General features: G+C 45.6%; 15 protein-coding genes. 11 read left to right on the forward strand and 4 right to left on the reverse strand.

Going from position 1 to position 13,605, the window contains the following annotated elements; translation table 11 throughout:
• Nucleotides 1-8 precede the first annotated feature (8 nt).
• Complete coding sequence (locus MKZ13_RS07425; protein ID WP_076327247.1) at nt 9-410, reverse strand: secondary thiamine-phosphate synthase enzyme YjbQ; 402 nt, start codon at nt 408-410, stop codon at nt 9-11.
• A gap of 346 nt (nt 411-756) precedes the next feature.
• Between MKZ13_RS07425 and cysT the strand changes: the two genes are divergently transcribed.
• The 4 genes from cysT to MKZ13_RS07445 are packed head-to-tail and all read left to right on the forward strand — an operon-like array spanning nt 757 to nt 4,522.
• Entirely contained in the window at nt 757-1,572 is an 816-nt protein-coding gene (gene cysT / locus MKZ13_RS07430) for a sulfate ABC transporter permease subunit CysT (RefSeq protein WP_017689978.1), read from the forward strand.
• On the forward strand, nt 1,569-2,366 hold the full coding sequence (locus MKZ13_RS07435) for a sulfate ABC transporter permease subunit (protein WP_221819205.1): 798 nt from the start codon (nt 1,569-1,571) through the stop codon (nt 2,364-2,366). The genes cysT and MKZ13_RS07435 overlap by 4 nt, the downstream gene beginning before the upstream one ends.
• A gap of 1 nt (nt 2,367) precedes the next feature.
• Nucleotides 2,368-3,432 carry a sulfate ABC transporter ATP-binding protein gene (cysA, locus tag MKZ13_RS07440; RefSeq protein WP_127544178.1) on the forward strand — a complete coding sequence of 355 codons (1,065 nt, stop codon included), beginning with the start codon at nt 2,368-2,370 and terminating at the stop codon, nt 3,430-3,432.
• A gap of 25 nt (nt 3,433-3,457) precedes the next feature.
• Nucleotides 3,458-4,522: a sulfate ABC transporter substrate-binding protein gene (locus MKZ13_RS07445; RefSeq protein WP_339182953.1), complete on the forward strand. Its 1,065-nt coding sequence runs from the start codon at nt 3,458-3,460 to the stop codon at nt 4,520-4,522.
• Between the two features lie 192 nt (nt 4,523-4,714).
• On the opposite strand, the gene MKZ13_RS07450 is transcribed toward MKZ13_RS07445, so the two are convergent.
• Both MKZ13_RS07450 and MKZ13_RS07455 read right to left on the reverse strand, forming a co-directional pair.
• Nucleotides 4,715-5,965 carry a hypothetical protein gene (locus MKZ13_RS07450; RefSeq protein ID WP_339182955.1) on the reverse strand — a complete coding sequence of 417 codons (1,251 nt, stop codon included), beginning with the start codon at nt 5,963-5,965 and terminating at the stop codon, nt 4,715-4,717.
• 60 nt (nt 5,966-6,025) lie between these two features.
• Complete coding sequence (locus MKZ13_RS07455) at nt 6,026-6,652, reverse strand: C39 family peptidase (RefSeq protein ID WP_339182957.1); 627 nt, start codon at nt 6,650-6,652, stop codon at nt 6,026-6,028.
• 140 nt (nt 6,653-6,792) lie between these two features.
• On the opposite strand from MKZ13_RS07455, the gene MKZ13_RS07460 reads away from it, so the two are divergent.
• From MKZ13_RS07460 to MKZ13_RS07490, 7 genes are all read left to right on the forward strand, one after another.
• Nucleotides 6,793-7,239 (forward strand): hypothetical protein, encoded by a 447-nt coding sequence (locus tag MKZ13_RS07460; RefSeq protein WP_339182959.1) that lies wholly within the window; start codon nt 6,793-6,795, stop codon nt 7,237-7,239.
• A 283-nt stretch (nt 7,240-7,522) separates the two neighbouring features.
• On the forward strand, nt 7,523-8,329 hold the full coding sequence (locus MKZ13_RS07465) for an MBL fold metallo-hydrolase (RefSeq protein ID WP_339182960.1): 807 nt from the start codon (nt 7,523-7,525) through the stop codon (nt 8,327-8,329).
• Between the two features lie 117 nt (nt 8,330-8,446).
• Complete coding sequence (locus MKZ13_RS07470; RefSeq protein WP_339182962.1) at nt 8,447-9,322, forward strand: RNA polymerase sigma factor; 876 nt, start codon at nt 8,447-8,449, stop codon at nt 9,320-9,322.
• An 18-nt stretch (nt 9,323-9,340) separates the two neighbouring features.
• Nucleotides 9,341-9,922, forward strand: coding sequence for an ATP-dependent Clp endopeptidase proteolytic subunit ClpP (clpP, locus tag MKZ13_RS07475; protein WP_017689971.1), 582 nt, complete (start codon nt 9,341-9,343; stop codon nt 9,920-9,922).
• A 228-nt stretch (nt 9,923-10,150) separates the two neighbouring features.
• On the forward strand, nt 10,151-10,525 hold the full coding sequence (locus MKZ13_RS07480) for a GntR family transcriptional regulator (RefSeq protein ID WP_339185364.1): 375 nt from the start codon (nt 10,151-10,153) through the stop codon (nt 10,523-10,525).
• A 5-nt stretch (nt 10,526-10,530) separates the two neighbouring features.
• The gene (locus tag MKZ13_RS07485) at nt 10,531-11,397 is read left to right on the forward strand and encodes an ABC transporter ATP-binding protein (protein WP_336759570.1); all 867 of its coding nucleotides are present in this window, start codon (nt 10,531-10,533) and stop codon (nt 11,395-11,397) included.
• The gene (locus MKZ13_RS07490) at nt 11,390-12,016 is read left to right on the forward strand and encodes an ABC-2 transporter permease (RefSeq protein WP_339182966.1); all 627 of its coding nucleotides are present in this window, start codon (nt 11,390-11,392) and stop codon (nt 12,014-12,016) included. The genes MKZ13_RS07485 and MKZ13_RS07490 overlap by 8 nt, the downstream gene beginning before the upstream one ends.
• Before the next feature lie 141 nt (nt 12,017-12,157).
• Here the strand turns inward: MKZ13_RS07490 and MKZ13_RS07495 are convergent, their stop codons facing one another.
• Entirely contained in the window at nt 12,158-13,579 is a 1,422-nt protein-coding gene (locus MKZ13_RS07495; protein ID WP_339182968.1) for a PLP-dependent aminotransferase family protein, read from the reverse strand.
• Nucleotides 13,580-13,605 lie beyond the last annotated feature (26 nt).

Genomic DNA, 13,605 nt, shown 5'->3' on the forward strand with positions numbered 1-13,605 from the left:
GGACCCAACTAACCTTCCATGATTTTGAGGAAGTACTCCCGCTCACGTGGTCCATCGAATTCGCAAAAGTAAATGCCTTGCCAGCGGCCAAGCAGCAGCCTGCCTTCGTGAATAATCACCGTCTGTGATGGCCCTGTAGTGATCGATTTGAGGTGAGAGGCTGTATTGCCTTCGGCATGTCGATACTCGGGATGCTCCCAAGGGTATACTTCGTCCAGACGCAACAAGACATCGTGTTTCACATCCGGGTCTGCATTTTCGTTGATGGCAATACCGGCCGTCGTATGTGGACAGTAGATGAGCACCGTCCCATTCTGCACTCCGCTACTCTGGACAACCTGCTTCACGTCCCATGTGATATCCTTCATTTCGTCTCGTGTGGAAGTGGATATATTCTTCGTATATAACATGTTAGATCACTCCTTATCATCTCTGTTCTTACCCTCGATTGTACCTTAACCACTACATACCAAACAAACCACATATGACGCTGATTATGGGAATTGCACCATAACGAAGAGGACAGAAATAACCTGAAGTGATTTTAATTAATTAATCTCATATGTGGCCCAATTATATTCAATAAAAGCATTGACGATTAGCACTGCAAACTGGTAAAGTATCAGAAAAGCAAAACCAAGTAGACTAATGGGAATAATATTAAAGTAATATCATCCAACTTAGGAAAAATGTCGTATTAAAGCCAGGAAGACTGCCGACCGGAGCTAAAGCCGGAGGCTGGGAGGGAACGCAGCAATGAATACCGTTCTTCGTCATAAGGGATGGACTTGGGGATTCCGCAGTACCGTATTGTTATATTTTATCGTACTTATTGTACTTCCAATCATCGGTGTGTACGTCAATTCCTTCTCTGAAGGATGGAGCAACTTTGTTCAGAGCATTATGGACCCCATCGCGTGGAAAGCCGTACTGCTGACCATTCGGCTGGCCGTGATTGCCACGCTGATTAATGTGGTTTTGGGCACGATGATCGCTTGGGTGTTGACAAGGTATCGCTTTGTAGGTCGATCGTTTCTCAACAGTCTGGTTGATCTCCCGTTTGCACTGCCAACAGCGGTGGGCGGCTTGATGATTATGCTGCTTTTGGGTCCGGTCAGTGCCATCGGGAAACTGGCAGAATCCATGGGATTTGAGATTGTATTTCACCAGCCCGCCATTGTTATCGCGATGACCTTTGTCACGTTTCCGTTTGTTATCCGTGCGGTGCAGCCTTTGCTGGAAGAAATCGATCCTTCCGAGGAAGAGGCCTCGTACACGATGGGGGCATCCAAGGCTCGCACGTTCATGCAGGTTATTTTGCCTTCCATGGCACCTGGCATGATCAGTGGGGGGATGCTCGCTTTCTCCAGAGGACTGGCTGAATTTGGTGCTGTCGTGCTGGTGGCTGGTAACATTCCGGGCAGAACACTGACCGCTTCCGTATTTATCTACGGGGAGATTGAAAGTGATAATCCAACGGGAGCTGCTGCTGTATCCGTGTTGCTCCTGACGCTCTCCTTCCTGATCCTCTGGCTGATCAATCTGGTGCAGATGCGGGGGAGAAGACGATGAGACGACTCTTAATCGGACTGACGTTTGCGGTATTTATTGTACTGCTGATCATCCCGCTCGGACGCATTTTTATTGGTGCATTTGAAGACGGGGCAGGTGGATTCCTGAAAGGGTTAATGCGTCCTGAGGCGCTACATGCCTTGATGATGACCGGACTGGTTGTCCTGGTGGTCACCCTGTTAAATACATTGTTTGGCATCATGATGGCTCTGTATCTGGTTCGTGCCGGATGGCTGAGTGAAAAGATAAAAGGGCTGCTGAACAGCATTGTAGACCTGCCTTATGCCGTATCTCCTGTCATTGGCGGTTTGATGATTGTGTTGATGTTGGGACCTAACAGCATTATGGGCGCTTTTTTTGAAGGGATTGGATTCAATGTGGTCTATGCCTTCCCAGGTATGGTGATCGCAACGTTATTTGTTACCTTTCCACTGATGGTCAGAGAGGTTATGCCTGTCCTGCAGGAACTCGGTTCCCAGCAAGAGGAGGCCGCATCTACACTTGGCGCATACGGCTGGAGAACGTTCTGGAGTGTGACATGGCCTTCGATCCGCTGGGCGGTAGTGTATGGTCTAGTCTTGACGGTTGCGCGCTCGCTTGGGGAATTCGGTGCAGTGCTGGTGGTATCCGGTAATATTATGAACAAAACGCAGACCGCAACAACCCTGGTGTATCAGGATGTTGAGAATTTTAATGTGGCTGCCGCAAATGGTGTGGCGTTGGTGCTGGTAACCTTCTCCGTCGGGCTGCTGCTCATGATGGAATGGGCCAAGAAGCGAAAGGAAGTGCATTGATATGCATGTAGAAGTCCGTGATCTGAACAAACATTTCGGTGATTTTCATGCGGTAAAAGATGTCTCATTCGATATTGCCAAAGGCCATCTGATCGGTCTGCTTGGACCCAGCGGAGGCGGGAAAACGTCCATTCTGCGGATGCTTGCGGGTCTGGAGAATCCGGGTTCCGGGGAGATTCGCTTTCACGGAAAAGTCGTGAACCATCTGCCTCCACAGGAGCGGGGCATCGGATTTGTATTCCAGAACTATGCCTTGTTCAAACATATGACGGTATTTGAGAATATCGCCTTTGGACTCAAGGTTAAGAAGACACCAAAAGCCCAGATCCGTGATCGGGTAATGGAACTGGTTGAACTGACCGGGTTAAAAGGTTTCGAACAGCGCTATCCGCATCAGCTGTCTGGTGGGCAGCGTCAGCGTGTTGCTTTTGCCAGAGCACTCGCCCCGGAGCCACAGCTGTTATTGCTGGACGAACCGTTCGCGGCCATTGATGCCAAGATCCGTCAGGAACTGCGTTCATGGTTACGTGAGCTAATCGAGCGGGTAGGAATCACTTCGATTTTTGTAACACATGACCAGGATGAAGCGATTGAAGTGGCGGACGAGATTATGATTATCAGCCAAGGTCGTCTGGAGCAAAAGGGCACACCTTGGGATATATACAAAAACCCGCAGACCCCTTTTGTCGCTACATTTATCGGGGAGTCTACGGTTGTGGAGGATGCCTCCCAGTTGAAAGGATTCGAACATGCGGTTGAGGGTGAAGGTACCAAAGCGCTGATCCGACCGGAGTATATTGAGATCGGCTTGAAAAACGAATTCACCATGCTGTCTGCAACGGAAAAAGGTACAGTCAAACATCTTCATTTCCGCGGCAGTGAATGGATGGTAGAGGTGGACGTACAGGGTCATAAGTTAATCACATATCGTTCCCTGGAGAAAACGACATTGGAGATCGGTCAACAAATTCGAGTCCTTGTACACCGTGCATACCTGTTCAATGACTCCAACAGTTGGGTGGTTGAGAACCGACTGAAGGAAGATCCGATGCCGGTGATGATTTAGATCAAGTGGAAGAAAGGGGCTGCCCATGCAGACGAGGAAGAAGAAAGCCATACTCTTATATGTTGCCCTCATGCTTCTGCTCGTCTGCATGACCGCTGGATGCAGCAAGCAGGAGGGGGCAAGTGAACAGAACGAGCCCTCTGGTAACGATTCATCCAATACACTGGTGATTGGTGCTTATAGTGTAGCGAAAGATGCTGTAGGCGAATTGCTACCCAAGTTCCAAGAGGAGTGGAAGGCAAAAACCGGACAGACGATTAACTTTCAAGAATCCTATGAAGCTTCGGGTACACAAGCAAGAGCCATTGTTGGGGGATTCGAGGCTGATGTAGCCCTGCTCGCAATGGAGAGTGATATCGACAAGCTGGTCAAAGCCGATCTGGTTAGCTCCGATTGGAAACAGACCCCTAATGAGGGCATGATCACCCGTTCGATTGTTGTTCTGGGCACAAGAGCAGGCAACCCGCTGGGTATTCGTGATTTTCAGGACTTAACCAAGCCGGGAGTGAAGGTACTCTACCCTAATCCAAAGACATCCGGGGGCGCACAATGGGATATTAATGCCATTTACGGTGCCGGATTGAAACTGTCGGAGGAGCAAGAGGGTAAGAAAGATCCTGCCGCAGCCAAGGCTTTTCTCGAACAGGTACATCGTAACGTTGAATCATTGGACAAGAGTGGGCGTTCTTCGATGGCCGCATTCGAGTATGGAGTGGGTGATGTAATTGTCACATATGAAAATGAATTGCTTGCCCGGATCGCCAAAGGTGTAGATTATGATATCGTCGTTCCGAAGAATACGATCCTGATTGAGAACCCGGCAGTCGTGGTGAATAAATATGCCGACAAACATGGAAATCGTGAACTGGCAGAAGCTTTTGTCGCATATCTGCGTACACCAGAAGCACAGCACATTTTTGCGAAACATGGTTTTCGTTCAGTAGATCCGGATGTATTTGCACAGACGGAGTCCACATTCCCAACGCCTGAAGGGTTATTTGATATCAACTATCTGGGTGGATGGGATGAGGTACGCAGTACGTTGTACTCCAAACGCGGCGTGTGGTATCAGGTGCTCGCTGGATTATAGGTTGAATTATGAATTTGGACGTTTGTTTACTTAGTACAGAGGCTTAAAGTTTTGTGTGATAATCGTTTAGAATATTATTGAAATGGCCTCCCCATGGTTAGATAATGTCTAACCATGGGGAGGCCATTTACAGTGAGAGTGAGTTATAACAGGATTTCTCTAGAAATATTATTAATCAGTATTGTTGGTATTCTAAGGATTCAAGTTGACAAAAAATAATTCTGCTTGAGTCCTGTCCTTTCCAAAATCCATACGAGTAAAGGTAAGAATATCCCCGAAATTAGTAATAGGGGTATAACTTCCTTCTTTTGTGGTTAACCGTTGTTTATTACCTGTGGTTAAATCTACAGCCATAATATAGGGGGATTGTTTGTAGATAAGCTGATTTTCAAATAAAAAAGGCGAGTATCCACCGAGTAGCGAGCTGTCGTGAATAATGGAATATATCAGTTTTTTAGTTTTTCTATCTAAGATTTCAGTAGTACTCTCCGTTGTCAATACAATCCATTGCTCATTTACTGTGAAATCATAAATGTCTTCACGATCTTTAACAATAAGCTCAGGTTTGGAATGGTCTTTAGGATACATAACAATGTCAAACCGTTTTTCATTATTCTGATCTTTATTTTCAAAAACCGTTTGTTGTATCAATAATCCTTCTTTTACAGGCCTTTGTAAATCAAGGAAGATACCTTCTCTGTTCTTTGATTGTTCATTTAGAAATTGTGTGGCTACCGTGGTCTTGATACGAGTCTTCACATTATAAATGTAAGCTTCGTTCTTCACGATGTGATTGGTAATCTTCTTCTCTATCCAGCTAATTTCATCTTGATTGGATCTTAATACTGGAACGGCTATCTGATCTTCGCTAATCCCTTCGGCAAAAACGGTAGCGGTTGCATCAAGATCATCTCGTTTCATTCGTTTAATTTTCCATGGAGTAGTATTATCTGTTGACTTGGATGGATTTTCTACCCAAAATAAGTCATCGCCAACGGACACCAGGGTATTAATAATCATGCCTTTCGCAGCACGATATTGGGAGATATAGGTATTGTTTTTCGTGTCAAACTGAATGATTTCCATCTCCATCACTTCAGTTGTAGAAAAATCTCTACTAAAAATGACGATACCGTTATCATTTTTATAGCTGGAAACGATGGTGTTACGCTCTAGAATATCATTTTTAATTGTAATTGAATCGATTGTGTAAGGAAGCTTAAATTTAACATCGGGTTTAGCTTGTGGAAGTTCGGATAACGTTGGCTTTTGAGATAAATCTGTTAAATTAGTTTCAGGTGCAGTTTCCAATGTACTAGAAGGTTTTTCAAGTGAATGTTGATCTATAGTTTGATTTGCTGGAGTTGATTGGTTACAGGCTGTAAGTAGTAATATAAGCACAATGATGAGATAGAAATAAATGCATCTATACTTCTCTTTCATGTCGAAGCCTCCTGTAGAGTAGTAAAGAAGGGAAGCATGCTTCCCTTCTTTAACCTGATTTTACCATATAATTGCTTGTCTAAAGTGGTTTTGATTAGCTTGCCACACTTTTTCAAGCGTGTACCACTTATTACCATGCGTTTTCCCTCTATTTCCTTGATCGTAAGGATCAGTGAGTCTTACTTTTGCATCATTTGTTCTAAAATCATAACCTGAGACATTTATTATATGACCGCTTACAGTTCCCGTATAATTTTCTAATTCATTTCCTGTAATTTTTAAATCTAACACAGCTGGATGGTAGTTATCGGATGAATACATGATGGCATACTTCCATGATTCAATTGGAAGTGACGTAGAGTATGAATAAGTATAGTTTGATTGAAGATTATTTAGTACGTCATCAACAACTGTAAAGTCAGTTCCATCTTTTGTGGTTCCTATTTTTTGTGCATAATATGATTGTGATTCTGAACTGCCATTTAGGTAATTTAATACTTGCTTAGACGTAGCTGGTCCACACCAATATGTTGTTTCCTGTTTGAAAGGGGTAACACCTACCGTTTTTAAGTCACCAATTGCCATTATTTGGAATTTACTTTCAGCTTTATCCTTGTGAATTTGTAAATCTTTTAATTTTTTTGGAAGAACTTGTTGTTGTTTTAAGCTATGATAGTTACATTTCAAAACAATGAAAGTAAACTTGAGACCGGAAGCTAACTCTTCATTTCAATGGAAGTAGAGATGGAGGTTTTTTACTGCCAAAAGGTTATAATAGGGGTATACTGAATCATGATTGTTACATAGTGCAGGAAGGTGTGAGTTGGATGAGTGCAGAGATCAAATTATCCCAAAGTACAGCGATTCGACTGGAGCAGGCCCGCGGTAAGGGTATGCCTGAGGAAGAAATATTAAAAGCCATTCAAGCGAAAGATGTTTCCGCTTTTGACGCCGTGTCTGAAGAGGAATACCGATATAACGAATTTTTCTCGTATGCGGATGAGCATGGTGAAAATCTGGAGGCAGCAGTAAAAGATGGGTACCGGATTACCTTTAACACACGTGGTGGACTCGGAATCTGGTTGGAAAAGGCCTTTAAAGTGCAGCCAGAGAAAGATTTCACGGTGGGTGAAGGAATCATCACCGGATTACAGTTGAAACCGGCGCAGGCAGAGGTACTGGCGAAGCGGCTTGCGTCGAACTGGGTGATTACGGATTCGAAGGATGTACCTGCGGGTCAGGAACTGACGTTGAAGCTGCGGGCACTGGTATAGTTCCAGCGCCGAGTGGATGTGACTCGAATTAATCAGTCGTGGCCTGTTTAAAAGGTAAGTCCTGATCTTCATGCGGATGACCCGCTTATAAGGTTGCACTACATGCTGACGAAGCGTACGCTCCCGAATGGAGCGAAGCATGGAATTAAAGTCTGACGGTGAAGTGTCAGACCACAGACTGTCCCGAATTGCAGTGTAGAACTGCAGCGGGATGGTCTTTTTTTTGCAAAAACAGGGGTGGACGATTACAATTTACATATCATTAATTCAGGGGGAATGCGGATTGGATCAGCTAACATTTCTGGGCACTGGCGATGCGATGGGCGTTCCACGTGTGTATTGTGATTGCGACGTATGTACAGAGGCGAGGCTTACGGGAGAGAATAAACGGAAACGCTCTTCTGTTCTGATTGACGGTGATGGCGATGGTGCTAGCGAAGGATTCATGATTGACTGCGGACCAGACTGGAGATCACAGATGGAGGATCAGGGGGTGCGTATGGTGCATACGCTGCTCATCACTCATGCCCATTTTGACCATATTGGAGGATTGCCGGAATGGGCGGATGCGTGTCGCTGGTTGGGCGTGAAGGGGCGTTTATATGCGCCACGTGAAGTGATTGTTACGATTCAGGGACAGTTTCCCTGGTTGGGGCGTCATATGGACTTTTTGGAAACGGATGACGGTATTGAACTGGGCGGCTGGAAGGTACATTCATGGAAGGTCTGCCACGGTAAAAACGGTTATTCCTATGCGTATCGACTCGTACGGGAAGGGTATAGCTGGGCGTATTGTTCGGATGCCATTGACCTGAAAGCAACCGAGAAAGAGCCGTTGCACGGACTGGATCTGCTGGTGCTCGGAACGAGCTTTGTGCATGAGCTTGCGGAATTCTCGACACGTTCCGTGTACGATATGGGTGAGGCGCAGGAGCTGCTGCGGGAACTGAAGCCAGGTCATACCTATTTTACACATATGTCTCATGACGTCGATCTACGGCAGAATTATAATCTGGATCAAGGCATTACGATTGCCCTTACCGGGATGAAGGTGCCGCTTGGAACATTAAAGCTGGAAACGAATGCGTAACCCAACTTAACTAGCGTAATAAAATAAATTCAGAAGAGCGTATCCTTTACAAGGGGTTCTTCGTTTACATAGTGTAAGTCAAAATCAATCAGGAACCAGCAAAGGGGGGCCCCCAAGATGGCCTTTGTGAAGTCCGTGGATTGCAGAATCAACAGACCACATGATGATGGTAAACAAGATAAATTCGATGTTGATTTTAATGGCAACGACAGAAAAAATCAATTGAACCAAAGCATCCGTACTCTACTACCCGATCTGATGGGTTCGTTGTATGCGTATTGTTTATCTCTGACGAAATCAGTTCCAGACACGGAGGATTTGGTTCAGGAGACCTGTCTCAAAGTGTTGTCGTCGAGTGTAGTTGGAACTTATGGGATGAATAAAGATATAAACTGGGAAGCTTATCTGATTCGTATTGCACGCAACAGCTGGTTTGATATCCTACGTCAGCGGGAGAGATTAGCATGTAAATTGGATAGCTTGAAGCCGCTCCTGCACGAGATGGAGGAGGAAAGGCAATTCGAGGAATTGGAGTCTGCCGTACAACTTCTTGTAAATACGCTACCTCCGTGGCAGCGAGTGATATATGTATTACGTGAATTAATGGGTTATAAGGCGGCAGAGACTGCGGAAATGTTGGATACGACAGAAGGTGCTGTGAAAGCAGCGTTAAGTCGAGCCCGCTCTGCCATAGCTGAAGTGAGGCACAGGTTGGAACAATCGGACGACACAGAATTGCAGTATGAGGAAGGCGCAGTGGAGGACAATCGGGAGGAACTGCGCAGCTATCTGCTGGCATTTCGTAATGGAGATACAGCCCGAATTATTGATCTGTGCCTGAACCGGACCGATGATCCGATGGCTGTGGCGGGGACGATTTTGCAGCAGACTTTGCCGTCTCCATCCATGCAGCCAATGATGTACGGGTACTCTACTTCTGGCATGAACTCGATGTCATATGGAGGTGGGTACACGGTCAACATGGTTGCCTAAATCGAGGAGGCGACACATATGAATGTAGTGCCGTATGTAGTGGAACAAACAGCTCGTGGAGAGCGGAGTTATGATATTTATTCACGTTTGCTCAAAGACCGGATCATTATGGTGTCCGGGGAGATTGAGGATCAGATGGCAAATGCCATTGTGGCTCAGTTGTTGTTTTTGACTGCAGAGGACCCGGAGAAGGACATCCAGATGTACATCAACAGTCCTGGTGGCTCGGTGACTGCGGGATTTTCAATCTATGACACGATGCAATTTGTGAAGCCAGATATCTCCACGATCTGTACAGGTATGGCGGCAAGTTTTGGCACGATCTTGTTGGTGGGTGGAACAAAAGGCAAACGTATGGCATTGCCCAACAGCGAGATTATGATCCATCAGCCACATGGTGGTACGCGGGGGCAGGCGTCGGATATGCTGATTCATGCTAACCGCATCATTCAGCATCGACAACGTCTTAACAAGCTGTTAGCCGACCATACAGGACAGTCAATTGAGCGGATTGAGAAGGACTCGGATCGAGACTATTTCTTGACCGCTGCTGAAGCAGTCGAATATGGATTGGTGGATAAGGTCATATCCAGCTCATAACAGTAGCCCGGAAGGTCATGTGACCTTCCGGGCTTGATTAATCAAGAGGACGAACAGGAAACTGACGTCCTCTTTTTTGTCGTCCAGATTAGCCAGTCCACGTCTATGGATCGAATCAGAATGAGAATAATGTGAAATAAGGATTGACCATCGGTAGGTATAGTGTATATATTATATATATACACTATACCTACCGAAAATTATTTAACATCAATGGAGTGAGGAAAGATTAACATTTTAATATCGAACGCTTCGAGCGATCCGATCTATATGCAGATTTTAACTCAGATCAGACAGAGCATCTTGAGCGGAGAATTGGTTGCTGGAGATAGTCTCCCCTCCATTCGGCAGCTCGCCAAGGATCTGCAAGTCAGTGTCATTACAACTAAACGTGTCTATGAAGAGCTGGAGAAGGAGAAGCTGATCGATTCAGTTGTAGGCAAAGGGAGCTTCGTATCTGGAGCCAATCAGGACTTTATTCGGGAGCGGCGGATGAAACAATTGGAAGAGAAGATGCTCGAAGTGATTCGTGAGAGCAAAGAACTGGGCATGAGTTCACAGGATGTAATCCATCATCTTACATTGTTGGTTGAGGAGGAATAAGCATAATGAACGCGATCGAATTACGTAATGTAACCAAAACGTATCCTTTATTTAAAGTAGATAATGTATCTCTGGACGTGAAAAAAGGATATATTACGGGACTTATTGGTCCGAATGGAGCGGGAAAGAGTACTCTGATCAAAATGATCACGGGTCTGATCCATCCCGATAAGGGGAGCCTCAAGACATTGGGCAGCCAGATGCCCAATCAGGAAGTTGATATCAAGCAACGCCTTGGCATTGTGTCCGATGAATGTTTTTACTATGAGCATCTAACGATCCGTGAGATGACACAAATGATCGCTCCTTTTTACACCAAATGGGACAATAAAGCGTTCAATGACTACTTGGATCAGTTCGAACTGTCTCCCAAAAAGAAAATCCAGGATCTGTCCAAAGGCATGAAAATCAAGTATTCTCTCGCCGTAGCTTTGTCGCATGAAGCGGATCTGCTGATTATGGATGAACCGACATCTGGACTTGATCCTGTGTTTAGGCGGGAACTGCTCGATCTGCTTGCAGATATGATACAGGACGAAACAAGGAGCATTATTTTCTCGACGCATATTACGACGGATCTGGAACGGATTGCAGACTATATTACGTTTATTCATCAAGGGAAACTGGTGTTCAACGAGGCAAAAGATGATGTGCTGGAAAGGTATACGATTGTAAAAGGGGATATGGGTCTGCTTGATTCCGACATTCGGAAACATTTCATCGGAATACGCGAGACAGCCGTTGGTTTTGAAGCATTGTCGGATCATAAGGCAGAGGCCGAACAGTTATTTGGCAGGCTTGCTCTTATACAAAGACCTACGTTGGAAGACCTCATTTATTTTACGGCGAAGGGAGGACGCAAATATGCTTAACCTACTTCGTAAAGACTTCATTGTACTGAAAAGTTCACTATGGATTATTGCATTATACTTGGTGGTATTCAGTCTCGCATTCATACCGCAGAGTGAAATGTCGATGTATTTTGTAGGCATCTATACTGCATTTGGTTCCATTATTATGGCAACCATGATTGATATCAAGAACCATAATCATAATTTTCTGGTGACGCTCCCTGTTAGCCGTAAACAGATTGTAAAAGCAAAGTACTTGTCTGCCATAGTCTACGCGCTATTCGGGGTGCTCGCGTCGTACGGAATTCACGAGCTTGTGAACCTGAATTATCCTGAACTGAACAAGCCGAATTATTCACTTAGGGATATTGTCATTTCCATAGGTATGGTGCTTGCGTTGGTTTCCATATACATGCCTCTTTTCTACGGACTTAGCAAAAAAGGTGCTGGCATCATCAATGCGATATTCATGGTCTGCATGATTATTTTGGCGCAACCCGTTGCGTACCTCATGAGTATGGCCAACGAGAACGGCATAATTACCACGACGACAATGACGTTGGTTTCCGTAGGCATTATAGGTTTGTTTTTTGCGTCCTATCTGATTACCATTCGCTTGTTTGCAAGAAAAGACCTTTGAGCACAGAGCGGGTTGCAGGTAAAGAGTATAGAACACCAAAAGTAAAGTCGCCACAAGGCGACTTTTTTTGATGCAGCAGGGTGAGAGGGCAATTACACTAGATATTCTTCGGAGTGACGTCAATTCCAGGGAATCCAAACGTTACATTTGTTTGGCCAGCGTAATAAGTCTGCTCATCCCTTCCCGAATCTGCTGCTCATGCGCATAAGAGAAGGACAGGCGCAACTTGCGACTGGCTGAATTATCCGAAGAATCAAATACGGTTCCGGGTACGAATGCAACGGATTGTTCCATGCATCGGTGAAGCAGTCTTCCGGTATCCACACCCTCAGGAAGCTCCACCCAAAAGTTGAGTCCGCCCTCCGGCCGGGTCCACGTCCAGTCCGTTTCCAGCAGACACTGTTCCATCACTTCCATCCGTAGCTGGATGGCGGTCCGCAGCTTGGACAGATGCTGATGCATACGTTCTGACTGAAAATAACGGAGAAAAAGCTTCTGGTTCAGAAGGGGCGATCCGTTATCTGTCAGTGATTTTACAGCCTGTAGTCCTGGCATGAAACGCTGACGGCATATGATGGCTGCAATCCTTAGTCCGGGTGCAACATACTTGCTGTAACTACGGATGTACAGGGTGTGTCCAGTGGTGTCGTAGGTGAAAATCGGTGCAGGAGGTTTCTCCTTAAAATAGATATCATAGGTGCTGTCGTCTTCGAGCAGAAAACATCCATACTGTTCTGCAAGTTCGGGTAACTGCTTGCGCTGTTCTACTGGAACGTTAACGCCGGTTGGATTATGAAAAGTTGGCGTCGTGTAGAATAAGCGTGGTTTCTCCGATTTCATCAAATGCTCAATCTGCTCCAGATCATAACCTTCCGAGTGAATATCCGTAAAGATCAGACGAGCACCCTGCTTGCGGAAAATCTCCATTGCCGGTCCATACGTAGGCCGTTCCATCAACACCCGATCTCCGGGTTTGACCAGCGTCCGCGAGATGACATCGATCGCTTGCTGGGCACCCGAAGTAATGAGCACTTCGTCTGCGGAGAGATAGAAGCGTTCTTTTTTTGTTAGATGGCTTGCCAGCGCACTTCGCAATTCCAGATCTCCCTGAATTGTGGAATACGTTCCGAGCAAACGGGGATATTGATCCAGCAGATCACGCATCAGTTCTCCCCAATACCGGTTGGGCAGCAGAGAGGGATCAATTAACGATTTGGAAAATTGGTATTCTGCTTCTAGAGACTGTACCCGCGCTAGTGAATCCCAATGCAGCCAAGCAGACACAGCAGGATCATCCGCCTGATCCGTTACAGAGAATGGGGTCGCTGGACTAACATAATAGCCAGACTTATCCTTTACATACACATTTCCACGTTCCTTTAACTCCTGATAGGCTTTGAAAACGGTCAAGCGATGTACGCCGAGTAGCTCGGACAGGCTTCGTACAGATGGCAGTTTTTCATGTTCAGCCCACTCTCCCGCTTCTATACGCACGACGAGATAATGGATTACTTGCTCATATAGTTTCAGGCTGTTATCTGTCATCATCATGGTTTTGCCCACCCGGCTCACGCTCCTTTTGAATTCTA

The organism is Paenibacillus sp. FSL R5-0701, assembly GCF_037973995.1.
Classification (GTDB): domain Bacteria; phylum Bacillota; class Bacilli; order Paenibacillales; family Paenibacillaceae; genus Paenibacillus.

Excerpts from the sequence above, each read along its gene's own strand:
- MKZ13_RS07435 (WP_221819205.1), top strand. The coding sequence starts at position 1,569 with ATGAGACGACTCTTAATCGGACTGACGTTTGCGGTATTTATTGTACTG.
- MKZ13_RS07485 (WP_336759570.1), top strand. The coding sequence starts at position 10,531 with ATGAACGCGATCGAATTACGTAATGTAACCAAAACGTATCCTTTATTT.
- MKZ13_RS07450 (WP_339182955.1), bottom strand. The coding sequence starts at position 5,965 with ATGAAAGAGAAGTATAGATGCATTTATTTCTATCTCATCATTGTGCTT.
- cysT (WP_017689978.1), top strand. The coding sequence starts at position 757 with ATGAATACCGTTCTTCGTCATAAGGGATGGACTTGGGGATTCCGCAGT.
- MKZ13_RS07460 (WP_339182959.1), top strand. The coding sequence starts at position 6,793 with ATGAGTGCAGAGATCAAATTATCCCAAAGTACAGCGATTCGACTGGAG.
- MKZ13_RS07445 (WP_339182953.1), top strand. The coding sequence starts at position 3,458 with ATGCAGACGAGGAAGAAGAAAGCCATACTCTTATATGTTGCCCTCATG.
- MKZ13_RS07470 (WP_339182962.1), top strand. The coding sequence starts at position 8,447 with ATGGCCTTTGTGAAGTCCGTGGATTGCAGAATCAACAGACCACATGAT.
- cysA (WP_127544178.1), top strand. The coding sequence starts at position 2,368 with ATGCATGTAGAAGTCCGTGATCTGAACAAACATTTCGGTGATTTTCAT.
- MKZ13_RS07425 (WP_076327247.1), bottom strand. The coding sequence starts at position 410 with ATGTTATATACGAAGAATATATCCACTTCCACACGAGACGAAATGAAG.
- clpP (WP_017689971.1), top strand. The coding sequence starts at position 9,341 with ATGAATGTAGTGCCGTATGTAGTGGAACAAACAGCTCGTGGAGAGCGG.
- MKZ13_RS07490 (WP_339182966.1), top strand. The coding sequence starts at position 11,390 with ATGCTTAACCTACTTCGTAAAGACTTCATTGTACTGAAAAGTTCACTA.